The 22,223-nt window shown below is 57.8% G+C and carries 17 protein-coding genes; 1 reads left to right on the top strand and 16 read right to left on the bottom strand.

Annotated features, from left to right (window positions below):
• Window positions 1–386: 386 nt before the first annotated feature.
• A complete protein-coding gene (locus QFW87_RS28975) occupies window positions 387–770 on the top strand; it encodes a DUF6124 family protein (protein WP_283189441.1) in 384 nt (127 codons plus the stop codon).
• A gap of 46 nt (window positions 771–816) precedes the next feature.
• Here QFW87_RS28975 and QFW87_RS28980 read toward each other — a convergent pair whose 3' ends face one another.
• The 16 genes from QFW87_RS28980 to tssH form a co-directional block, all read right to left on the bottom strand.
• Window positions 817–1,272, bottom strand: coding sequence for a hypothetical protein (locus tag QFW87_RS28980; RefSeq protein WP_283189442.1), 456 nt, complete (start codon window positions 1,270–1,272; stop codon window positions 817–819).
• A 100-nt stretch (window positions 1,273–1,372) separates the two neighbouring features.
• Entirely contained in the window at window positions 1,373–2,014 is a 642-nt protein-coding gene (locus tag QFW87_RS28985) for a hypothetical protein (RefSeq protein WP_283189443.1), read from the bottom strand.
• Window positions 2,015–2,138: 124 nt separating this feature from the next.
• Window positions 2,139–3,524, bottom strand: a complete 1,386-nt coding sequence (locus QFW87_RS28990; RefSeq protein ID WP_283181230.1) for an IS4 family transposase — start codon at window positions 3,522–3,524, stop codon at window positions 2,139–2,141.
• A 213-nt stretch (window positions 3,525–3,737) separates the two neighbouring features.
• Complete coding sequence (locus tag QFW87_RS28995) at window positions 3,738–4,154, bottom strand: hypothetical protein (RefSeq protein WP_283189444.1); 417 nt, start codon at window positions 4,152–4,154, stop codon at window positions 3,738–3,740.
• 86 nt (window positions 4,155–4,240) lie between these two features.
• Window positions 4,241–6,490: a M23 family metallopeptidase gene (locus QFW87_RS29000; RefSeq protein WP_283189445.1), complete on the bottom strand. Its 2,250-nt coding sequence runs from the start codon at window positions 6,488–6,490 to the stop codon at window positions 4,241–4,243.
• 49 nt (window positions 6,491–6,539) lie between these two features.
• On the bottom strand, window positions 6,540–8,573 hold the full coding sequence (gene tssI / locus QFW87_RS29005; protein ID WP_283189446.1) for a type VI secretion system tip protein TssI/VgrG: 2,034 nt from the start codon (window positions 8,571–8,573) through the stop codon (window positions 6,540–6,542).
• Between the two features lie 28 nt (window positions 8,574–8,601).
• Window positions 8,602–9,603 (bottom strand): serine/threonine-protein kinase, encoded by a 1,002-nt coding sequence (locus QFW87_RS29010; protein ID WP_283189447.1) that lies wholly within the window; start codon window positions 9,601–9,603, stop codon window positions 8,602–8,604.
• The gene (locus QFW87_RS29015; RefSeq protein WP_046045025.1) at window positions 9,600–10,328 is read right to left on the bottom strand and encodes a PP2C family serine/threonine-protein phosphatase; all 729 of its coding nucleotides are present in this window, start codon (window positions 10,326–10,328) and stop codon (window positions 9,600–9,602) included. Before QFW87_RS29015 ends, QFW87_RS29010 begins: the two co-directional genes overlap by 4 nt.
• Window positions 10,328–13,852 carry a type VI secretion system membrane subunit TssM gene (tssM, locus tag QFW87_RS29020; protein ID WP_283189448.1) on the bottom strand — a complete coding sequence of 1,175 codons (3,525 nt, stop codon included), beginning with the start codon at window positions 13,850–13,852 and terminating at the stop codon, window positions 10,328–10,330. Before tssM ends, QFW87_RS29015 begins: the two co-directional genes overlap by 1 nt.
• 13 nt (window positions 13,853–13,865) lie before the next feature.
• Window positions 13,866–14,741, bottom strand: a complete 876-nt coding sequence (gene icmH / locus QFW87_RS29025) for a type IVB secretion system protein IcmH/DotU (RefSeq protein WP_046045023.1) — start codon at window positions 14,739–14,741, stop codon at window positions 13,866–13,868.
• A gap of 5 nt (window positions 14,742–14,746) precedes the next feature.
• On the bottom strand, window positions 14,747–16,078 hold the full coding sequence (gene tssK / locus QFW87_RS29030) for a type VI secretion system baseplate subunit TssK (protein WP_283189449.1): 1,332 nt from the start codon (window positions 16,076–16,078) through the stop codon (window positions 14,747–14,749).
• 2 nt (window positions 16,079–16,080) lie between these two features.
• A complete protein-coding gene (gene tssJ, locus QFW87_RS29035; protein WP_008150089.1) occupies window positions 16,081–16,581 on the bottom strand; it encodes a type VI secretion system lipoprotein TssJ in 501 nt (166 codons plus the stop codon).
• Between the two features lie 5 nt (window positions 16,582–16,586).
• Complete coding sequence (gene tagH / locus QFW87_RS29040) at window positions 16,587–17,783, bottom strand: type VI secretion system-associated FHA domain protein TagH (RefSeq protein ID WP_283189450.1); 1,197 nt, start codon at window positions 17,781–17,783, stop codon at window positions 16,587–16,589.
• Window positions 17,784–17,800: 17 nt separating this feature from the next.
• Window positions 17,801–17,941 (bottom strand): hypothetical protein, encoded by a 141-nt coding sequence (locus QFW87_RS29045; RefSeq protein ID WP_008150087.1) that lies wholly within the window; start codon window positions 17,939–17,941, stop codon window positions 17,801–17,803.
• A gap of 93 nt (window positions 17,942–18,034) precedes the next feature.
• Entirely contained in the window at window positions 18,035–19,555 is a 1,521-nt protein-coding gene (locus tag QFW87_RS29050) for a sigma 54-interacting transcriptional regulator (protein WP_283182215.1), read from the bottom strand.
• 10 nt (window positions 19,556–19,565) lie between these two features.
• Window positions 19,566–22,214 (bottom strand): type VI secretion system ATPase TssH, encoded by a 2,649-nt coding sequence (gene tssH / locus QFW87_RS29055; protein WP_283189451.1) that lies wholly within the window; start codon window positions 22,212–22,214, stop codon window positions 19,566–19,568.
• Between the last annotated feature and the right edge of the window lie 9 nt (window positions 22,215–22,223).

A 22,223-nucleotide genomic window follows, 5' to 3' on the forward strand; every position in this document is an offset into this window, starting at 1 on the left:
CACTCAAAAACCTATGTTTAACCTGCTCAGGTGTCGTGTTTAAAAATGCCTGCTCATCCGCTGACACTGACTTCGACACCCTCGGACATTTCCTTCAATACGCGGGGGTGTTCGTGAACTAGGCGTGATTTGAGTTCACCTATAACCTCTGTTCGTCAACGCAAAAACGGTGACTCGGACGTGCAAGTCCGAATCCAGGTGCACAATTGCTTATGGCTATTCGTCGAGCGTTTTCCTATGCTCGCGGGTCGTTATGGCGGCTGTGCGTCGGAGGCCTTCGGGTCTGCCGGTTCCTGGATCGGTCTTGCACACCAACGCACAGCTGCCACCTCTTTCGAAGTGCAAAGCGAAACGGTGTCAGTCTCTTAATTCCAGGAGATACATCTATGATCAAGCCAACACCTAATCCGCCAGAAGACTCAGCCACATCCCCCTACGAATCCTTCGATTCCAAAAAGCTTCACGAAGCCGCCGAACGCGCCCTCGACCATCACTTCGCGCCACCTCCCGACGAAAAACAAAAACGTCGCAAAGGCTACCTCTTCATCGTCGCGCCCGACCTCCACACCGAAACCCTCCTGGCCAACGCCTCAGAAGACCTGCTGTCCATCAGCGCCATCGCCGCCGACTTGGCCGACGGTGTGGAAGGTTCACGACGTTCAGTTGCCTTGGCACTCAGCAGAATGGCGGACGGCGTACATCTGTTGGTGGAACGAGCGCTGGATCACATTGATTCGCCGAATCCGACAGAGCATCGGGCGAAGGTGTAGAAAAACCGCGAATCGAAAAAGGGGACTTGGCGTCCCCTTTTCTACATTAACGTTGAGGAAATGTGGTCATGCACGATTTAGCCTCATTCATTTCCCAGTAAGTGCTGACAAGAGCTTTCTGCCTGCTCTCTATACGGAGATTGACAAAGCCATCACCACAATCAGGAAGTATTTCCTTGAAAAAAACAGCTTCCGGCTGATACACAAAAATCCGGTGAATGGTATAGGTGCCCATCCCATCATCGATCTGCCAAACAGCAAAATCCTTCATACCATCGAAATTAAAATCATCTATCTGAATATGTAGTTCTTTAATCGCCTCAAAATCGATTGTCCTGGATTCGGCATGGGTATCACCTTTAACGCCGATCGTTAAAGTTGAACCGTCCAACACAAGAGTTGCTTCGACTCTTTTAACTGGGTTGAAAGTCGTTACTTCGGCATAAACTGGAGCATTCCATAACAACACAAGCAATGGCATCACAAAATTTTTAAACCGCACTTAATTACCTCACCGAGTTGCATTGAAGACTTTATTTGCAAATCAAGCGCACAAATAAATCTGTTCAGTTTTCGTTCAGACGAGCTAGCGAAACAAATACCTAATCATTCGCCACATCCAGCTTTATAGCCTGAAAAGCTGCTTTAATATCAGAAAGCTTAGGATCAGCAATATCAGTTGATCGAGGAACACAAACGGAAAGCGTCACAGTTGATTTACCTACACCCGCCAAACCGTAAAAGCAGTCAAATCTCAATCCAGAACTGGCAATCGAAAATTTTTCGCTAGCTGCGCTAATGTCCTCTTCCGAACTCCATAGAATAAAAGGCGACATTACTACTCGAAGCGATGCAGTTCCGGACGCAGTCAATTGTTCAAGGCTAACTTTCCCTTCTTCGTCGGTCTGTCGTATCACATCATCTACGGCGTAGCTGTAAATGTAATTGCCCTTTCCGTCAAATCGTGCCGTATCTTTAAGTCGCGTTTCAAATGGAACAGGCTCGATAATAAAAACGTTTTCTTCTATCAAAATATCCGGATTCAATTTTATCTTCGACGCAAACTCACCATAACAAATATTATTCTCAGCCCTAATCTCCAGACTAAACCCTGGCACTTCCGGGATTGAAACACCGCATGCGCTTAATGCTTTCGCACTAGCGGTACCGGAAACCAGAATAGCTAATGTAAGGCAAATACCTACAGCACCTACCTTAATTACAACCAAATTATTTGAACTCATATTGCTTTGTTTCCGGATTGATCCATCTGCACGGCTGTCGATCCAGTATAGTTTCTAGCGGGAGAAAATGGGGACAGATTTATTTATGGCCATACCTCACAAATAAATCTGTCCCGAATGGCACTTACTTAACATGTTTTGCGTGCCCATTTTTCCTGACATCTGCCCTTGCTGACCGACGCGGTTTGGTCAGTAAGGGGTAGGCTTGAGGTCTTCGTTTTATGGCTCGCGGCTCGATACGACCAGGCCGATTCCCGACGCGCCTCTGAGCAATCAACATCAATAAATTCGACAGGCCATCCTCGTCTTCGGGGCTGCCATATTGTCGCAAAGCCAGCCATAGCTGAAGGCTGTGTTTGAAGCTCAGTTCGCGAGGCAAGCAATCCGCTAACAGAGCCGATTGCGCCATGAGCATTCGGATCAGATTGTGTGCCAACAGATAGACCCATAACTCCTTGACTGCCATGCCTGGGGTTTTGCAGCTTAACTTTCCAAGTCCTAGCGTAGCTTTGAGATTGCGCAGATCCAACTCGACATGCCATCGACCCTTGTACAGCGATTTGAGAGCTGTTTTGGGTGTCTGCTTCGGGCAATGCAACGTGGTGACCAAAGTCTTTCCACCCGCCTTCAGCTCTCGCACTGTCAGTCTTTCAGGCGCCTGTTCGTAATGCGTTTGACTCATCCACGGCGGTCTTCTTGCAGGCTTTTTCAATTCGATCAGGTGATCTTCCGAACCCAGACTTTGCCCTAGGCGAAAGTCCGTGCTGCGCCGTCGAGCACCGTATTGTTCGAACACGCCATCGACACCTCTTCGTTGCAACTCACACAGCAAGAAGTAGGTAGCGTAGTAAGCGTCGCCCAATAAAATGTCGCCTGTTTTCAGCGTGTCGAGCATTGATCTGAGCAGCGTTTGCTCATCGCCGCCTTTGCCTCGGAAGCGCCCAAGGGCGGCATCCAAGACGGCGCCGCTGGAAAGGCAAACGATGCCAACCACGCGACACAGGGGAAAACCAAGACCGACTTTCTGGCCGCGTGACTGCGGATAGGCACCCTGATTGGCCGCAGTGTCGGGCATGCTGACCGTCGTGCCGTCCACCAACCGTACAGGCCGTCCCATCCAGCGCCACGACGAGGGTGCGTTATCACTTATCGAAGCACCGGTGTGCCTGACCAGCGTAGAAACCATTTCCACAGGTAGGCGTTTTCTGGCTTTGCAGTAGGCGCCCGTGCGAGTGCTACTGGGCTTCATGCCGCCACATGACCGTTTAATCGACAAGTCGTTGACGGCGTTCTGGCAGGAACGGTCGGCACTCATTGCTTGAGCCAGAAACATGGACAGCGTTTCAGTCGGCGGAAACAGACGCTCCCGATATTCCGGCAGTGCAGACTCGACGCGCTGTAAGAGCTCGGGAGACGTGAGGAGATTGAAAAACGCATAGGCATCACAGTCCGAAGCGTGTCGATGAAAACGTTGCTGTTGATGCTGGAGAATTTCACGTCTACGATTCATTTGGGGCTGTGTCCTTGGTTCGTCGGGGTGTGTTCGCAACTATCACCGTAGACCAAGACCAGCCCTTCTTCATTTTTTGCTTTCAGCTCAAGTGGTTAGCAGCTAAGTAAGTGCCATTCAAATCTGTCCCCTTTTCCCGCAGTTCCCTTTTCTCGGTCCTTGCTCTCTTTTGCTCCTGTTATTTCCCGTCCCCTTTGATACTCCTAATACAATTTATTTATCATCATAGTCAACATGATAAGTTTTTGAGCCTTTGAGCAACAACAGCATACGCTTTCTCAGCACTTTAATATCTTCTTCGTCGCCACATGTATCTATCATGAACACATGATCGCTACCAGCCTCAAGCACCGCAGTAAAACAGTATGCGTTGGAATAATATATTCCTTCCCAACCAGACCAATTGGCCCCAGAAACACGACTGGCCTTAGATAGCGGGTGCATTCCTGTACCAATTTTTAATCCGTCAGCTTCCTGCACAAAACCGCTAGCTACCGCGTCTGCAAAACTCATAGCTGCGCAGCTCATTTGTATATTTTGTGTTCTACCATCTTTATATTTGTACTTAACAAAGGAAATATCATCATCTGTCTTAAAAAATGATACGTCAGAAGAATTATTCACGTCCATTACACAGCCTTTGCTTTGGACAACTAGACTCTCACTAGCATGTACGAAAGAAAGCGAACTTAACAGATACAAAAAAGCCAACCTAGTCATTTTTTCTGCCTCTGTACAAATAATGGCATTGGCAATAGTTCTTCTCCAGCATTTGCATTCTCATACAATAGGCTCATAACAACAGCCTGAACATTACTAAAAACGTCTCGCCTTGCGGGAAGTCCGTTCATCTTTTTTGTTGATGTAGGACTTCCGGCATTTATATGAAGCCCAACCCTGTCTAACGTGGGATTGCTAAAGCGGCTTTCAGAGCTGAGCGCACCATTACACTTCTTTGCTTTCCAGTCATAATCATTGCAAACTTCCAATTGCAATTTCTTATTATCCGTAACTGGATCACTTGTTCTATTAGCACCATTATCCGCCCACCAAAAACCGGCGCTTTCGGCCCGATCATACGACTCCACCTCAACTTTATCTCTCCAAACGATATTCTGAGCCTCGTTGTTTATCTGCCGACCTCGATGTTTGAAATACTTGACGTAATTGTCTCGATGAGTGATCTGAATAATTCCCCTTCCATACCAATCACCATACGGTTTTCCTTTCCCCGCCCCACCCTCTGCAAATTTGGAAAAGTAACCGGACTCTGCTAACCCGTTCGCTACAAACTGACTTACACGCTGAGCAGTAACAATTAAATACTTCCGCATAACTCTATTTAGTGAAACCTTGATAAGTGACGCCCTTTCAAAAGCATTCGCATAAGCAATAGTTGATCGAGCCAAGACTTTAGTTTTATGATCCTCTTCAATGAAAGAGCGAGGGATACATTGCACCAACTCATTTTCACTTAACCACAGGCACTTACCGAAAGCTTCCACAAATTCCTTAGGCGGAAAATGCCAATGCTTTGATCCGATCCCAGTCAAGCCCGCTTCTTCCCAGAAAGCCATGGACTCTTGGTGAGCCTTAAGTTTCTCGTAATCACCTTTCGGCATCGGCGGACCCAATTCCGACTCTTGGAGCAACCACCCGTAACGAGTTTCGAAATCACTCTTGCCCCATTCGCTTGGAAACTTGAATATGCATCTCTTAAGCTTTTGCTTGGAACTATCCTTTTCAATAATCTCTTGATTATGCTTCTTTATACGGTAGCTCTTGCTTAAAACATGCTCCTCCTCAGGTTTAGCAGGCGCGTGTTTGAAATCAGGAGACTTTGATGCTTCGGCAATGCCTTTGGACGGAGGAAACAATGGATCCTCATCCAGCTTCAATAACGTGCGTAAATACGGCGACTGGCAATGACTGTCTTCATCAGCGTCATCGTCGATTAGTTTCCACCCTTGCCATTGAGGAAAATCGGCATCACTAAAACAAGTAACAGTACTGCTATTTAAATTAAACCAACCCGTCCCATCAGGAAATGCAACCTTACGCCAATGAGCCGCGTTCGCCGGCACTAGTTGATCAGGCCCAAGAACACGACCAAAACGAAGTAGTTCATAGCCTGCACTTGGGCAACCAGCAAAACGAGCCGTTGCTTTTTGATAGAGATCGTACTCAAAATCTTTTTCTTCTTTTTGCTCGCCGATACACTCACCATCGAGCGTGTAAGTTCTCAGCACGCATTGCCCTTGGCTATAACTCATGCGCACAAACAGATCTTCCGCCGGACGACGCACACAACTCGATGTATTATTCGTATCAACCCACGAGTTAGGTCGATCTGCATACCCTATGACCTCTGGAGGCAAATAAAAATACATGTCGCCCCAGCAGCTATCTTTCCTTCCAGGCTTGGTTTGATAGGACAGCTCCCGCTCAGCGCGGCCTATAAGGTTTTTGACTTGGCTATCATCCGCGATAATTTCAAAGTGAATTTTATTTCCAGCGCCGTAGATTTGCCCAGCCTCACCCATCGCCTCCTTGCGATATATCTGCATTCCTTTCTTCGGAGCTTTTATCGTTATTTTTGAAAGATGCATATAGATGGAGAAGAAGACCACTTTCGAATTTGCACCCTCACCAATCTCGGTTTCGTGCCGAAGAACAATGCAGCCATTGTCCGTCCAACCGCTGTAATTCAGAGGAGCATCTTCACTCGTGTCCACGGGTGCTGGCTCGCGGAAGTAGGCCAGCGTTCCATCCGCAATCGCGCGTACCGGAAGTGCACGCCCGGCCTCTTTAGGGGCCTTCAGGTGAGTACCACCATGCCAGTTCAAATCAAAGCTAATCGGGAAAAAGCCATCACCCGGCTCACCGCAAAGCATCGCTCGATTCAAATACGCTTCGTCACTCTCTCCAGCAGTCGGAGCAGGAAGAAATGGAGGGCTAATCAACATAGGTGTGATCCATATTTAATAAATTCTTCAAATCCATTGAGCGCTTGCGTCACAGCGATAACAGGTACTTTGTTTTTGGTTTCGGCTCTTCCGGCGCATTCATCAACGCCTGATCCATCAAACTCCCCGCCTTATCCTTATCCGCAGCCCCCGGCAGCACCGGCGGTTTAATCCCAATCCCCGTCCCACTCCCAGCAGACCCACCGGCATTAATCTTCACCACCGGCCCAACAACCGTAATCCCGCCAGCATCGAGTTTGATAAAGCTCCCACCCGCCTTCACGGTGAGCTCCATACCAGCCTCAATAACAATCTTGTCCCCAGCCTTCAGATGAATCTCTTTCCCAACGCTAGTCAGCTGCGCAGTCCCCAGCTTCACATGCTGGTTCTGCCCAATCGTCAGGTGATCATCCATCCGCGCTTCAGTCTTGCGATCCGCAATCGTGGTGCGATGCTCTTCCGCCTTCAGCTCGGTGTAGGTGTTCTTCTCCACGGTGTCGTGCCGCTCATTGCCGACCCGAATCTTCTGATCATGCTCAACGTTTTCATCCCAATCCCGCTGGGCATGAATGAATATCTGCTCCGCCCCTTTCTTGTCCTCAATCCGCAGTTCATTGAACCCACCGCCCCCCGGTGAGCTGAGGGTTTTGAATACGGTGCGGGTCTTGTTCGCCGGCAGGTCGTAGGGGACGAGGTTTTCCTTGTGGTACAGGCAACCGGTTACCAACGGCTGATCAGGATCGCCTTCGAGGAAGGTCACCAACACTTCCATGCCGATCCGCGGAATGGCGATGGCGCCATAGCGGTCGCCGGCCCAGCTGCTCGATACACGCATCCAGCAGCTGGTTTTATCATCAGCCAACCCTTCACGGTCCCAGTGGAATTGCACTTTGATTCGGCCGTACTGGTCGCAGTGGATTTCTTCGCCTTTGGGGCCGGTGACCATGGCGGTCTGACTGCCGAGGACGCGGGGCTTTGGGTGTTCCAGCGCGGGGCGGTAGAAGACGTCCCACGGGGTGGCGAGGAAGCGGTTGCGGTAGCCCTGGTGGAAGTCGTCCTTGTGGTCGGTGGTGTCGCTGGTCACGGACTCTTCGAGGACTTGCGGCTGTTTGCCTTCGTGGAAGATTTCGGTGAGCAGCCAGAGGTCGTTCCACTCGGTGCGCGGGTGGTCGGACATTTCCAGGAAGTGGCCGCTGACCAGGGTGGTCTGATCGCTTTTGCCTTCGGCCTGGCGGTAGTCGGCGCGGTGGCGTTCGAGGGCGCGTTGGCTGAGGAATTTACCGCGCGCACGGTCGATGAAGCGGCCGGGGTAGTCGTAGTCTTCGAGGTCCGGCGCGTCGCTTTGCGCCTCGGGTTTGTAGGCGGACTCGAGTTGCAGGCGTGGTTTTTCGAAGTCGTAGTCGCGGCGGGTGACGCGGCCGGTGCGGGTTTCCAGGCGCAGCTTGAAGCCTTTGATCACCGGCTCATCGGCGACCATGCCGCTGCCTTGCACGTACGCCGTTGGCTGGCCGAGTTTGGGGAACACGGTCTGGTCGTCGCCGAACACCAGCAGGTGGGCTTTTTCGCTGTGCTGGAAGTGGTAGTGAATGCCTTCTTCTTCGCACAGGCGCTGGACGAAATGCAGGTCGGTTTCGTCGTACTGCACGCAGTAGTCGCGGTCCGGGCAGGGTTGGCTTAACTGGAATTTGTAGGCGTTGCCCTTGATCCCGTGTTCATCGAGGATCAGCGCGATGATTTTCGGCGCGGACATCTGCTGGTAGATGCGCTGGTTGGTGCGGTGGTGCAGGTATTGCAGGTGCGGCACCAGCGAGATTTTGTAGCGGGTCAGGCGTTTGCCGGCATCGCCTTGGGCGACGCGGTAGATCTGGCCGTGGATGCCGGAACCCTGTGGATCGAACGCCAGGAACGCCTGTTTGTGCAGAAGCTTTTCCAGGTCCAGATCGGGGTTTTCGCTGACCAGTTCCAGGTCGAAGCGATACGGCTGGCTAATGCCTTCGGTGCCGGTGAACGACAGCACTTGCAGGTCGCCGACGTAGTCTTCAACGGTCAGGCTGAAGTGGGTTTCGTTAGCTGGGTTGAACATTGCTTGCTCCCTGTTCGGTAGTCATCCGTTACGCCCGCAGTCGCAGGCGCTGCAGCAAAGACGAAGTGGCGCCCAAGGCGTCACGCAGTTGTGCGGCGGTGATGGTGCGTTTGGCCGCATCGAAAGCCAGCGCCGTTCGCAGGGCTGGCCAGCAGTGTTTCGGTAAATTCCTGGGGGCGTGCAGCTCGCGTTCGAGGTGGCCGTCGCGGGCTTCGGTCGAGGGCAAGCGGCGGAACGGGTGTTTGCCGCCCGCCAATTCGTAGAGCACGCAGGCCACGCCGTAGACATCCGCACTGGCCGACAGCGGTTGGCCTTCGAGCAGTTCGGGGGCGGCGTAGCCGGGGGTCCAGGCGTTGAAGCGGTTGCGGCTCAGGTGTGGCAGGCCGGGCAAGATGCCCTCCTCGGCCTGGCCCAGACCGAAGTCGTACAGGCGCACGCCTTCTTCGCTGAGCATGACGTTGCTCGGTTTCATGTCACCGTGCAGCACGCCGCGAGCGTGGGCGAAGGCCAGCGCGTCGAGCAGCGGCAGCGCGATGTCGCGCAGTTCTTTCCACGGCAGGCCCAGTGGCCGCTCGCAGAGTAATTTGTCCAGGGTCAGCCCACGCATGAGTTCCATGGTGATGAAGGCGCGCTGGCAATCGGTGTCCACTTCAAAGCTGTGCAAACGCAGCACGTTGTCGTGGCGCAGGCGTCGGGTCAGGGCGAACTCGCTGTAGAGCAAGGCACTGGCGTCCGGCGATTCGGCAAATTCTTCGCTGAGGATTTTCAGCGCGATGTAAGGGTCGGGGTCGCCGAACTGCTCGCTCAGCAGATCCCGTGCGCGGTAAACCGCGCCCATGCCGCCGGCACCGAGCAGGCGCTCGATGCGGTAACGGCCTGCGAGTACGTCGGGCATTTCGCCGACGCTGGCCTTGGTCGGCGCCAGCGCGGGTTCAGCCTTGTGTGATTTGGCGAACGCGAAGTAAGTCAGGTTATTGGCTTCCTCGTCAGTCACCAGCAGGTCGTCGAGCGGCGGCATGAGTTCAGTCATTTTCGGATCACCACGGCAGTCAGATTGTCCCGGGCCGAGCCACGCAGAGCGCCGTCGAACAGACGCTCCAGCGCAACGTGCGGCGCGGTCAGGCTCAGGGCGTTGCCCAAGGCATCGGTGCTCAGCCCCTGGTACAAGCCATCGCTGCACAACAGAAACGTATCGCCGGGGTAAACCTCGAGTTCGAGCACGTCCAGCGTCAGCACATCGGCTGCCCCAACCGCACGGGTCAGGGCATGGGCCGAAGGATGCGCACGAGCGTCCTCGATGCTCATCTGTTGCTCGTCGATGAGTTGCTGTTGCAGCGAATGGTCCTTGGACAGCTGATACAAACGCTGGCCACGCCACAGGTAGCAACGGCTGTCGCCGGCCCAGATGCAGGCCGCGCGATTACCTTCTACGAGCAGCGCCACCACGGTGCTGCCCATGATGCTGTCGTGGCGCCCGGCCGTGACGGTCAACTCCTGACCCAAGCGGCGGTTGAGCCAGTGCAGGCACTGGCGTATGCCTTTGAGTCGCTCGTCGAAGTCGTCCTGCACCGGCAATTCCGCCAGGCTGGCGACGATCAACTGGCTGGCGATGTCGCCACCCTGATGACCGCCCATGCCATCCGCGACCACCCACAGCCCCTGCTGTGGGCAGTCGAGGAAAGCATCTTCGTTACGCGCCCGAACCTTGCCCGGATCGGTACGCGCAGCGCTGCGCCAGGGACTGGCAACCAGCATCAGAGCTGCACCGGCATACGGAAGGTACGCAGCACACCCATGTCGAACGGGTTCGGTGTGCGCTGGCTGCTAAGCAGGTAGTTGGCGCGCAGGCCTCCTACGTCAGCTTTGAGCACCAGCACATCGCGACCGCTCAGGTACTCGGTCTGCATCAGGTCGAACAGACGGAACAGCGACCATGGGCCGGTGTTTTTCTCGATGCCGATCGGGCGGCCGGCCATTTTGTCGAGGACCAGGCTGGTGCGACCGTCTTCAGCATCGGTCGGCCATTTGAACGACACCGGCACGATCGGGCCGTGGCGGTATTCGATGGTCTTGTCGCCAAACTTGAACTCGGAACGGCTGACGGCCGGGTCGAGGGTGTACGGCTCCAGTTTGAACTGCACTTGTGGCTCGGCCGGGTTGATCGAGAAGAAGCTCTGGCGAATCACTTGTGCCGCGGCCATCTGGTCGAGGTAGACCTTGGAGATCGGCATGCTGTGACCGTCGATACTGCGCAGACGGTAGTTGCCTGGATCGCCACTCACGAACGGACGCATGTAGGTTTCAAAGAAGCGATCGTTGATGCCCTGCGCCTTGAAGAACTCGCGGAAGTCGCTGATCGCAACGTCGCTGGTGCTGTGGGCGCTGAACGGGTAACGCTTGTTGATCGCCTTGCCGTAGAAGCTGTACAGCTCGGTCTGATAACGCTGGTTCAGGTACTGGTAGGAATCGTTCAGCACCAGACGCCAGGTGTCTTCAGCCAGTACGTTGAACCACACGCTGACCGGACGCGGCAGACGGTTCGAGGCATTGCGCAAGTTGCTCAGCGCATCACGCTGGCCGCTCATGCGGGTCTTGGCCATTTCGAACGCAGCCTGTTCCGGCGCACTGGCACGAGCGAGGCTCGCCAGTTGCAGTTGCAGGTCGTTGAGCGCCGTCAGGGCCGGGGTCAAATCAGCGGCCGGGCCGTTGTTGTCATCCAGCAAACGGTGCAGCGGTTCGAAGCGCCGTTGCAGGGATTTCTTCGCGGTGTCGGGCAGGTTCTTGGCCATGTCCGACGCCTTGTCCGCTGCAGCAGCGGCCAGTTTGCCGAGCTTGCCGCCCTTCTCGCCCAGTTTTTCAGCCGCCTCGGCAGCTTCATCCGCGGTGTCCGCGATCACCGGGAAACGGGTGTTTTCGCGCACTTCCACCAGCAATTGCAGCACAGGCGAATTAGCGGACGTCAGGCCTGCCAATTGCTCGGCGCCTTCACCAGCGTCGTTGATCGGTGGCAAGGCAACCTGGCCGACCGCTTCGCTCCAGAAGTTGGCGTAGTCGCGGAAGTACAGTTGCTCCAGTTCGACCATCAGGCGACGCAAGTCCATGCCGCTGATGCCCGAGCCTTCGCCCAGCACCCAGTTGTCGCGCAGGATATCGGTGACCAGCGCAGAGCCCTGAACCGAGAAGTACTGCTGATAACCCTGTTGGGTGTAGAAACCCGGGATCACGTATTCGGTGCCGACAAACAGCGCACCTTGTGGGCCCAAGTGTTGGCTGAGGCGATATTCGGGCAGGTTGCGGGCCTGCTCGCGCAGCATCCGGTAAACCACGTTGGCCAGCGACTCGCTGCGCAACACCTGACGTGCCTGGGCCACCAGTTGATCGTTCAGCGGGTAGTTAAACGGCTGCTTCAGCAAACGCTCGAAGTGCGTGTTCAAACCGTTCTGCACCGACGTGTTGCCGGCGTAACGCTGGGACCATTCGGTGGCAACCCAATCCTTGAGCCACGGGCCGTCGCGACGGTCTTTCATGTTCAGCATCAGGTACGCACGCAGGCTGTTGAGCAGGCGTTCGCGGTCCTTCATGTTGGCGCGGATCTGCCCTTCCAGCAGGGTCGCAACCTTCGGCAGCAGTTGCGCTTCAAGCTCCCGCTCGTAGGCCTCCTTGACCACCGGATTGACCTCTTCGCCTTGGTACAGGCCGCCACGTTCGTGGTACGACACGTCACCTTTTTTCGGGAAGACCTGAGTCGCCGCGTAGCGGGTGTCGAGGGTCTTGAGCACCGCCATGGAATCATCACGCGCGGTCAGGGCCGAGCGCTGCTGGGTCCAGTTGGTAGCCAGGTTACGCAGGTTTTCCAGACGCTCGTAGTTGGCCGAGAATCCGCCCGCCCACAGCATACCGAACAGTGCCAGCGCCGCCAAAGCGCCCACGTACAGGGCACGTTGGCCCCAATGGATGCGGCTGCGTTCGCGTTTGTCCAGACCGGCCAGATCGGCCTCGGGGAAAATAACCCGGCTGAGCAAGTGGTGAATGAAGCGCGAACGGCCGCTGCGCAAGGTTGGCAGCACGCCAGCGTTCAGACCCAGATTGGCGCCGATGCCGGCGGTGGTCTGGTCCATTTCTTGAGTCAGGTGCGGTGCGCTGGTCAGGTAGAAACCGCGCAACTGGCTGACACGCTGGTAGCGGTTGCCGGTGAACGCCATGTCGACGAACAGGCACAGGCGCTCGCCGATCTGCCCCAGTTGATGCGGGAAGTCGAGGATGCGGCCACGGCGCTGGGTGTCGCGCTCCTGGTGCATGCGCATGATCACTTGGCTGTTCAGGCGACGCAGCAGCTCTTCAAACTCGGCGCGCAGCACGGCGACGTCAGTACCGCTCTGCTCTTTGCGGAAGCTGGTACCGAGCACCTGATCGCTTTCTTCGCGGGTCAGTTGATCGAAGAACTCGTCGAAACCGAGCAGCTTGTCAGCCTTGCTCAACACCAGATAAATCGGCACGTCGACGTGCAGTTTCTGATGCACGTCTTGCAGACGCGCACGCACCTGGCGAGCCAGGGTGTCGAGCTCCTGCTCGCTGCCGCCCAGCAGTGTTTCTACTGGGATGGTCACCAGCACGCCGTTCAACGGACGGTTGCGGCGACGTTTGCGCAGCAGGTCGAGCAAGGTGCTCCAGGCGCTGCCATCGACTTCGGCATCCGGCTGGGTCAGGTAACGCCCGGCAGTGTCGATCAGCACACCGTGGTCGGCGAAATACCAGTCGCAATGACGGGTGCCGAGGGTGTCGCGGGTCAGTTTGCGGTCGATCTTGTTGATCGGAAACTCAAGGCCCGAGAAGTCCAGCAGACTCGTCTTGCCGCTGCCCTGCGGGCCGATCAGCAAGTACCACGGCAAATCGCTGCGCCAGCGTTCGCTGCGACCGCGATAGAGGCTCGAGGTCTTCAGAGTTTTCAACGCATCCTTGAAGCGTACGCGAAGCTCTTTCTGCTCTTCGTCGATCAACTCTTCACGGCGGATTCGATCCTGGCCGTCTTCGGTGTCTTCGATGGCTTTCTTGCGTACGCCAGCGCGCCAGCTGACGAAGACCATGGTCAGGCCCCAGATCAGGAACAGCACACTGATGGTCAGCAGGCGGGACGTCGAACCTTCCCAGAACTTGTAGTCATTGACCGCCAGCAGCGGCCCGACGAACCACACCAGCAGCGCGACGAACAGCACCAGCAGCAAGGTCCAGACCCAGGTCTGGCGCAAGAATGCGCCGACTTTCTTGAAAAACTTTTTCATCACACGTCCCTGTTTACGGCTGCGACTGCGGCTGGACCGCGGCCGGATCTAGCTGCTGATAAGGTTGCAGAACGGTTTCGCGTTGCTCGCCCAGTACCCAGGCGAAGCCCGAATACATCACCACCAGGCAAACCACGGTGAACAACACCACCATCCACGCTGGCACGATGCGCACCAGGCTGCGGCGCTGATCATTCAAGCCTTCCCAATGCGGCGACAGTTCGCGCGGCACGTCGCCGCGAAGTTGGCGAATCTGGCGATACAAGGCGTCGCGGATGCCTTCGAGCTCGAGCATGCCGCGGGCTTGCACCCGGTACTTGCCTTCGAAGCCCAGCGACAGGCACAGGTACATCAGCTCCAGCATCGGCAGGTGCTTGACCGGGTTTTTCGACAGGCGATCCAGCAGTTGGAAGAACTTCTCGCCGCCGAAGGTTTCGTTGTGGAAGCTGCTGAGCAGGCTCATCTGCGACCACTCGCTTTCGTTGCCCCACGGCGTGGTCACGACGGCTTCGTCGACCACGGTGCAGAGCACGTAACGCGCGGCCATCACCTGGCTGCTTTCGGCGCCGTTGTGCAGCGCACGCACTTCAAACAGTTTCAGCCCGGCGGTCAGTCGCTCGTTGAGCGCGTACATGTCTTCGCGGGTGTCGCTGTGCTTGAGTCGCACCACTTCCGACAACAGGTCGGAGGCGGCTGCGACCAGCGAATTGAGGCTGATGTTGAACGCTTCAGCCGGGCGCAAGCGTGCGGCGTAGATCATCCGTTCTTCGAGCTGTTCGAAACGCGGCGGTGCGGCGAAATCTGTCAGCGGGCTCGAAGCAGGGCCGTGGCCCTGGCGGTCGAGCAGGACGGTTTTATCGTCCTGGGTATGTTCCATGTCCTTGATCATGTCGGTCAGTTCCTGATGGCCCAGAATTTCAGTTCAAGCTCGGCGAATTCGCCGGACACGTGGAACGCGAAGCCGCCGGAGCGCTCGAGTTGTGCCAGGTCTTCGGAACTGAGTTCGAGAATGAAATAGGTTTTGTTGGAGTGGAACGCGATCTGCCGCGGGGCCACCGGCAACGGTTTGACCTTGATGCCAGGCAGATGCAGGTTGACCAGTTGGCGAATACGCTCCACCGGGCCGACCTTGAGGTGCGAGGGCAAGCGATGGCGCAGTTCTTCGGAGTCGCAGTTGGCACTGGCGGCGAGCACGAACGAGGCCGAGCCCAGCAGTTTGTGGTCGTGCAACGGCGAGACGATGATCCCGTACTGGCGCGCTTGCAGGACCAGTTCGATGGCGTGCTGTTCGAGCACCATCGACAGCACCTGACGAATCGCTTCCATCAATTTTCGGAAACTCGCGCCCTGGTCGCTGTGCTGGTAACGGCTGTCCAGGCGCGGGCGTTTGCTGTCGCTGGAGAAGGTCGCCAGATCGCCGAGCATGGTCAGTAGCGTGCGGTACAACTCTTCCGGGTGAACCTGCTCCAGGCCGAGGTAGTGGCGCAGCAGCAGTTCGGTGCGGTTGATCAGTTGCAGCATCATGAAGTCGCCGACTTCCGCACCGCCTACTTTGCCGTTGGAGCGGATCCGCTCGGCGATGGTGTCGCCCCGGTGGCCGAGCATGCTGATCACTTCTTTCAGGCACGACAGCAGGTAGCTGGACGAATGCGCCTGAATGTAGGTCGGCACGAAGTCCGGGTCGAGGCTGATCACGCCGTCGGGCGTGGTGTCGAGCACTTCGCAGATCTTCAGTTTCACGTAGGCCTGGTCGCTCTGCTGCTCGCCGAGCAACAGTTTGAAGTCCGGGCGGCCGCAGCTGACCTGGCTGGCGGAATCGTCGCCGGCGTTGGAGTCGGCGACTTCCGCTTCGTACGCGGTGTAGCGCGCCAGCACGTCGGATTGCTCCGGACGACGCGACTCGATGTGGTTACCGGTGACCAGCGGCAGCGCCAGGTAGATCGGCGTGTTACCGGTGTTCGGTGGCACGTCGAGGGCCAACGGTTCGGTGTTGCCGCCGAGTTCGAACAGGCTGCCGTCCGGCAGAATCCCCGAGGCCTGGCTGATCACCAGTTTGCCCATGTTGAGGAACTGCAAGTCGATGTCCAGGTTCAGGAAGCCCCAGGTGTAACTGCCCAGCAACTGCGTGCGGGTCTTCATCTGGTGGTCGTAGTAGCGATCGTTGTGCTGGAAGTGCTGCGGGCGCAGCAGCATGCCTTCCTGCCAAATCACTTTATGGGAATTCATGATCAGTCATCCGCCTTGGCGAGCGTTTCGTTGCTGTTGCGAATACCGGCCTGGTCGAGGGTCAGATCAGCGTCGGTGACTTCCACCGGGGTGACTTGCACCGTGTAGCGCCATTTGGTTTCCGGCAGATCGCGGTAGGCGGCGAGGATGCCGACGTAACGACTGCCCTCCTCCACGCTGAGTTTCATCTCCACGGTTTCACCTGGACGCAGTTCAATTTCTTCGCTTGCCACCAGGTCCGGGGCCAGGGATTCCTTGGCGCGCTCGTACAGGCTGAAGAAATCAGCGTTCTCGAACGTCACCGGATGCTTAAGCTCGAACAGACGGACAACGATCGGCGACGGACGCCCGTTGAGGTCCGGGTTCAGCTGATCGCTGGCGGTCAGCTTCAGGTTGAGTTTGGTGACGTGGGAATACGGCGACAGCGACGAGCAGCCGGCCAGCAGCACCAGGGCCGCGAACGCCGTCAGCGTCTTGAAAAAAGCGGTCGAGCAGCGAGACATGCGCATCATCCTTGGTGGTCGGTGTGAAGGGTGGAAATCAGGCGGATCTGTTCTTCGTAGGCCTGAGCGAAGTCGCGGGCCAGCAGGCGCTCGCTCCAGTCATCGTCCTGACGCAGGGCCTGGTGATAACGACCGTAAGCTCTCCAGCGACTGCCGGACGTGGCGAGCAACGGCTTGTTGTCGCGCTCGAAACGCAGGGTCAATTGCTGGGGCGAGAAGTGTTCCAGCGTGCTGCGAACGGCGGCGCGGCTGGCGGTCAGCAAGGCCACCTGATGCGCCTGCAAATCGCGGAACGCACGGGAGATCGCCTGCTCGGCCGGCAACTGACCCGGCTTGTTCGGCTGCAACAAAATGCCCAGCGCTTCGCCGGCATCGACGGCAAATTTCAGCGGGTTCTTTTGGGTGCCTTGCACGGTGGTCTGGGCCAGACGCAGTTCGTTTTTCAGTTCGCTGCGAGTGCGCAGGCTCTGCTGCAAACCGCCGACGCTTTGCTTGAGCAGGCGTGCAGCGTTCAGCGCCAGGGCTTCTCGGGCGTCGTGGTCGAGGCCTTTGAGGTCCACGCCCAACGCAGCACCGAAGTGCTCCCAGAAACCTTCGCTCTGACGCTCGACCGCTTTGGGCGGTGGTGCGGGGGCTGGCTCTGCCGGGGCGTTGATCAGCTCCGGCACCATCAGGCTTTCCATGTCGATACGCGCATAGTCGGCGCGCTGACGGGAGTCCTCGATAGTCGTGCTCGGCGAGATCAGTTCGTCGATTTCCGAATACACGCGCTCTTGCTGATCGAGGGCGTTGAGCGGGTCGAGATCGAGAAACGCATCGTCCGGAATGATGCTGCCTGCCGCTTGCGGACGGCCGACTTCAACGTCGAAGGTCGCCGGGTCGCGCACCAGCCGCGCACGGATCTCGAAGTCACCCAGCACGTAGACACTGCCGTGCTCGATGCGCATCGCTTCGCCCTTGCGCAGGCGCGCGCCGCTTTCGCTGTCCTGGATACCGTTGCTGCTGGTATCGGTCAGGAAAAACGTGCCTTCGCGGTAGCTGATCAACGCGTGGTGGTTGGACAGGTGACGCTTGCGGTCCGGGATGATCCAGTCGCAATCCTCGCCCCGACCGATCACGCCACCGGCCTGTTTGAAGGTCTTCTGGCACAAATCCGTGGGCACGAACTGCTTGGTGTTCAGCATTTCGAAAACCAGTTCCATGGTGATACTCCTTGCGGTCACTTGCCGCGATTGACCGCCTGCGGATCACCCAATGGGCGATAGGTGTTGTCGTTGTATTTGTAATTGCCGCTACAGCCGCCGAGGCCGCATAGAACGACGAGGGTCAGCAGGACGGCTTGCCAGTGACGAACAGACATCAGAGGGTCTCCAGGGGTAGACAAAGGACAAAGCGCCGACCCGTTTGGGCGGCGCTATTGGAAGCGGATGAGGTGAAGTCGACGGTTGTTTGCCTAGCCATCGAAATCACCCAGGTTGATATTCAGGCGCCCGAGGCGATACAGCAGCGTGCGGCGCGGCAGCCCAAGTTCGCGGGCCGCAAGGGTTTGGTTGCCGTCGTTTTTGCGCAGGCAATCGAGCAACAGACTGCGCTCGACCTGCTCCAGGCGTTCGCGCAGGTTCAGGCCACTGCTGTCTTCCGGCATGGCTTCCATGCGCAGGGAAAAATGTTCGGCCAGTAACTCACCGCCCTCGCACAACAGCACCGCGCGTTCGACCAGGCCTTTGAGTTCACGCACGTTGCCGGGGAAGGTGTAACCGGACAGGTGATCCAGCGCCGCATCGGACCAGCACACCGCATCACGCTGCAAGAACGAGCACGCCTTGTCGGCGAAGTGCCGGGCCAGGTCGAGGATGTCGCCTTCGCGCTGACGCAGGGCCGGCAACTCGATCGGGAACTGCGCGAGGCGGTAGTACAAGTCCTCGCGGAATTTGCCTTCGCTGACCAGCACCGACAAATCCCGGTGAGTCGCGGCGATGATGCGCACGTCGATCTTGTGGGTGTCGTTGGAACCCAATGGGCGAATCTCGCCCTCCTGCAGAACCCGCAACAGCTTGGCCTGCAGGGACAACGGCATGTCGCCGATTTCATCGAGCAGCAAGGTGCCGCCGTTGGCCGCATCGAACAGCCCGGCACGGTCGCGATCAGCACCGGTGAACGCACCTTTGCGGTAGCCGAACAGTTCGCTTTCCAGCAGGTTCTCGGGGAACGCCGCGCAGTTCTGCACGATGAACGCCTGAGAACGGCGCGGCCCGCAATCGTGAATCGCCCGCGCCACCACTTCCTTGCCGGTGCCGGTTTCACCGCGCAGCAGCACGGTATATGGGCTGTGCAGGACTTTGCTGATCAGCGAATAGGTCTGGCGCATGGCCGAACTCTTGCCGATCAAACCGTAGCCGCTGGCGCTCGGGACGCTGGCCTTCACTGGCCGCGCATCAACGGTTGGCTGACGCAGACGTTGCAGCAAATGCAATTGGCCGAGCACGAACGAACCGAGTTGACCAAGGGAATCGGCAAAGCCTTGCAGGTCGATGTGCCGGCGACTGGCGCACAGCAGCAAGCCTTCGACGGCTTTCTGCTGATTGACCAGCGGCACACACAACAGCGACTGCCAAGGCATGGCCTGAGGCGGCAGGAAACTGGTTTCGTGCAGGCTGCCGCTCAGCTCGCTGAGGCACACCACGCGGTTCTGGCACAGGGCGAATTGCAGCAGTTGTTCACCGTTGTAATCCGCCGGCAGGCTCGCCGATTCCCGGGGTTGCAGGATGCCGTTGAGGCATTCGGCGTTCATCCCCAGGCACGTGTGAGTCGCGTCCAGCAGGTACAGCTGCGTCAACTCACAACCGCTGAGCTCGGCCAAGCCGCGCACGAAGTCACCCAGCAGCGCAGCACCGTCCGCCGCGCGCGACAAGCTGGCGAACTGCGCCAGCAAGGCTTCGGCATAGACCAGCGGTTGCGGCACTTGGGTGAACATCACACCCACCTCAGGCGAACTCGCACATCACGCTGGCGTTGCCGTCGAGCGTCGCATGGACACGCTTGAGGCTTTCGCCGGTGGCCATCGCATCGAGCAAACGGTCGGCCACCAGCGGCAGCACGTGCAGGTCGAGCAAATGGTCGATCAGGCGCGCGCCGCTGTCGCTTTGGGTGCAGCGTTCGGCCAAGTGATCGACGAGGTCTTGCGAGTAAGTGAAATCCAGTTGACGACGGTTCAGGCGCTCGCCCAAACGACCGAGTTTGATTTCGATCAGTTCGCGCAGCACCGGGCCGCCCACCGGGTAGTAAGGCACCACGCGCATGCGCGCCAGCAGCGCCGGTTTGAAGTGTTTGCTCAGCACCGGGCGGATGGTTTCTTCGAGTACTTCGGCCGACGGCCGCGCGCCGTTTTCACAGAGCTCGGCGATGCGGTCGCTGCCCAGGTTTGAGGTCATCAGGATCAACGTGTTGCGGAAGTCGATCTCGCGCCCTTCGCCGTCGTTGGCCACGCCTTTGTCGAAGATTTGGTAGAACAGGTTGAGCACGTCCGGGTCGGCTTTCTCGACTTCATCGAGCAGCACCACCGAGTACGGTTTCTGGCGCACGGCTTCGGTGAGCATGCCGCCCTCGCCATAACCGACGTAGCCCGGCGGCGCACCGATCAGGCGCGAGACGGTGTGTTTCTCCTGGAACTCGGACATGTTGATGGTGGTGATGAAACGATCACCGCCGTACAGCAAGTCCGCCAGGGCCAGCGCAGTTTCGGTCTTGCCGACGCCGCTCGGGCCGACCAGCAGGAACACGCCGACCGGCGCATCAGGTTTGTTCAGGCCGGCAGCGGTGGCGCGCATCGAGCGGTCCAGTGCGTGAACGGCTTGTTCCTGACCACGGATGCGCGTGCGCAAGTCGGTGGCGAAGCTCGCGACCTTGGCGTTGTGCTCACGGGCCAGTTGCGCCAGCGGCACGCCGGTCCAGGCGCTGATGACTTCGGCGACCAGACGTGGGCAGACTTCGAAGCTCACCAGACGCTCTTTGACCTGAAGCTCGGTCAGGGCTTTGTGAGTTTCGTTGAGTGCGCTTTCCAGCGTTTCGACGCTTTGCGCTTCGTCCACCGGCAGCGTTTCGATCACGGTGCCTTCGGCATCTTCTTCAACCGTAACAGTAGGCTCGACGGCGGCGGCTTCGCGCGCCTTGGCCAATTGCTGACGCAGGTCCAGCAGGCGCTCTGCCAGTTCTTTCTGTTCGGTCCACAGCGCTTCGAGGGCGACCATTTCATCTTCGGCTTCGGCCAGACGACCTTCCAAAGCGTCCAGCGCTTCATGATCGATCAGCAGACCGGCCTCGGCATCACGGCGCAGGGCCTGGCGCTGACGGCCACCTTCAGCCAGTTCGCCACGCAGGCGCTCGAGGCTTTCCGGGGCAGCGGCGAGGCTGATGCGCACACGGGCGCACGCGGTATCGAGTACATCGACGGCTTTGTCCGGTAGCTGACGGCCCGCGAGATAGCGAGCGGACAACTCGGCCGCCGCAACCACCGCGTCATCGCGCAGGTAGATGCCGTGGCTCTTCTCGTAGACCTGAGCCAGGCCACGGAGGATGGTCACCGCTTCGTTGACGGTCGGTTCGTGCAGTTGCACCGGTTGGAAACGACGGGCCAGCGCCGGGTCTTTTTCGAAGTATTTTTTGTACTCCGCCCAGGTGGTCGCAGCGATGGTGCGTAACTCGCCACGGGCCAGGGCTGGCTTGAGCAGGTTGGCCGCGTCGGAACCGCCGGCATTACCGCCCGCGCCGATCAGTGTGTGAGCTTCGTCGATGAACAGGATGATCGGTTTCGGCGAGGCTTTGACTTCGTCGATCACGCCTTTGAGGCGGCGTTCGAACTCACCTTTGACGCTGGCGCCCGCCTGCAACAGGCCCATGTCCAGCGACAGCAGCTCGACGCCTTTCAAGACTTGCGGCACTTCACCAGCCGCGATGCGCGAGGCCAGGCCTTCGACGATGGCGGTTTTACCGACGCCGGCTTCACCGACCACAATCGGGTTGTTCTTGCGGCGACGGGCGAGGATGTCGACCATCTGACGGATCGCGCCATCGCGGCACAACACCGGGTCGAGTTTGCCGTCGCGGGCCTGTTGAGTCAGGTTGTGGGTGAAGCGCTGCAGCAGCGATTCGCCGGGTACAGCGGGTTTGCCCGTCGCCGGTTGTTCTTTCTGCGACAGGGCGAATTCTTTCAGGCGTTCGATGTTCAGCTTGGCCAGCAATGACTGGTAGCGGCTGCCGGCGTAGCGCATCGGGTTGCGCAACAGCGCGAGGATCAACGCGGCTTGTTCGACCTGGCTTTGGCCCAGTTCAAGGTTGGCCACCAGCAACGCGTCTTGCAGCCACTGCACCAGTTCCGGGGCGAATACCGGGTTGCGCGAAGCGCTGTGCTCGACCCGCGATTGCAACGCGGCGCTGAGCTCACCGGCATCCACTTCGGCGTCTTGCAGCGCGCGTGCGAGCAAGCCTTGCGGGCGCTCCAGCAAGCCCAGCAGCAAGTCTTCGACGAGGATCTTGCTGCCGCCACGGGCGACGCAGCGTTCGGCCGAACTTTCCAGGTCACGACGGGTTTCGGCGTCCAGCGCCTGGATAAGTTGTTGCAGGTCTACGTTGATCATAGGTCATCT

Origin of the sequence: Pseudomonas sp. PMCC200344 (genome assembly GCF_030053095.1) — a bacterium.
Lineage (GTDB): Bacteria > Pseudomonadota > Gammaproteobacteria > Pseudomonadales > Pseudomonadaceae > Aquipseudomonas > Aquipseudomonas svalbardensis.

Bases quoted from the DNA above. Each gene is read 5' to 3' on its own strand.
- QFW87_RS29050 (WP_283182215.1), bottom strand. From the start codon at position 19,555: ATGTTCACCCAAGTGCCGCAACCGCTGGTCTATGCCGAAGCCTTGCTG.
- icmH (WP_046045023.1), bottom strand. From the start codon at position 14,741: ATGATCAAGGACATGGAACATACCCAGGACGATAAAACCGTCCTGCTC.
- tagH (WP_283189450.1), bottom strand. From the start codon at position 17,783: ATGGAACTGGTTTTCGAAATGCTGAACACCAAGCAGTTCGTGCCCACG.
- tssM (WP_283189448.1), bottom strand. From the start codon at position 13,852: ATGAAAAAGTTTTTCAAGAAAGTCGGCGCATTCTTGCGCCAGACCTGG.
- QFW87_RS28990 (WP_283181230.1), bottom strand. From the start codon at position 3,524: ATGAATCGTAGACGTGAAATTCTCCAGCATCAACAGCAACGTTTTCAT.
- QFW87_RS28985 (WP_283189443.1), bottom strand. From the start codon at position 2,014: ATGAGTTCAAATAATTTGGTTGTAATTAAGGTAGGTGCTGTAGGTATT.
- QFW87_RS29015 (WP_046045025.1), bottom strand. From the start codon at position 10,328: ATGCTGGTTGCCAGTCCCTGGCGCAGCGCTGCGCGTACCGATCCGGGC.
- tssJ (WP_008150089.1), bottom strand. From the start codon at position 16,581: ATGTCTCGCTGCTCGACCGCTTTTTTCAAGACGCTGACGGCGTTCGCG.
- QFW87_RS28995 (WP_283189444.1), bottom strand. From the start codon at position 4,154: ATGGACGTGAATAATTCTTCTGACGTATCATTTTTTAAGACAGATGAT.
- tssI (WP_283189446.1), bottom strand. From the start codon at position 8,573: ATGTTCAACCCAGCTAACGAAACCCACTTCAGCCTGACCGTTGAAGAC.
- tssH (WP_283189451.1), bottom strand. From the start codon at position 22,214: ATGATCAACGTAGACCTGCAACAACTTATCCAGGCGCTGGACGCCGAA.
- QFW87_RS29010 (WP_283189447.1), bottom strand. From the start codon at position 9,603: ATGACTGAACTCATGCCGCCGCTCGACGACCTGCTGGTGACTGACGAG.
- QFW87_RS29045 (WP_008150087.1), bottom strand. From the start codon at position 17,941: ATGTCTGTTCGTCACTGGCAAGCCGTCCTGCTGACCCTCGTCGTTCTA.
- QFW87_RS28975 (WP_283189441.1), top strand. From the start codon at position 387: ATGATCAAGCCAACACCTAATCCGCCAGAAGACTCAGCCACATCCCCC.
- tssK (WP_283189449.1), bottom strand. From the start codon at position 16,078: ATGAATTCCCATAAAGTGATTTGGCAGGAAGGCATGCTGCTGCGCCCG.
- QFW87_RS29000 (WP_283189445.1), bottom strand. From the start codon at position 6,490: ATGTTGATTAGCCCTCCATTTCTTCCTGCTCCGACTGCTGGAGAGAGT.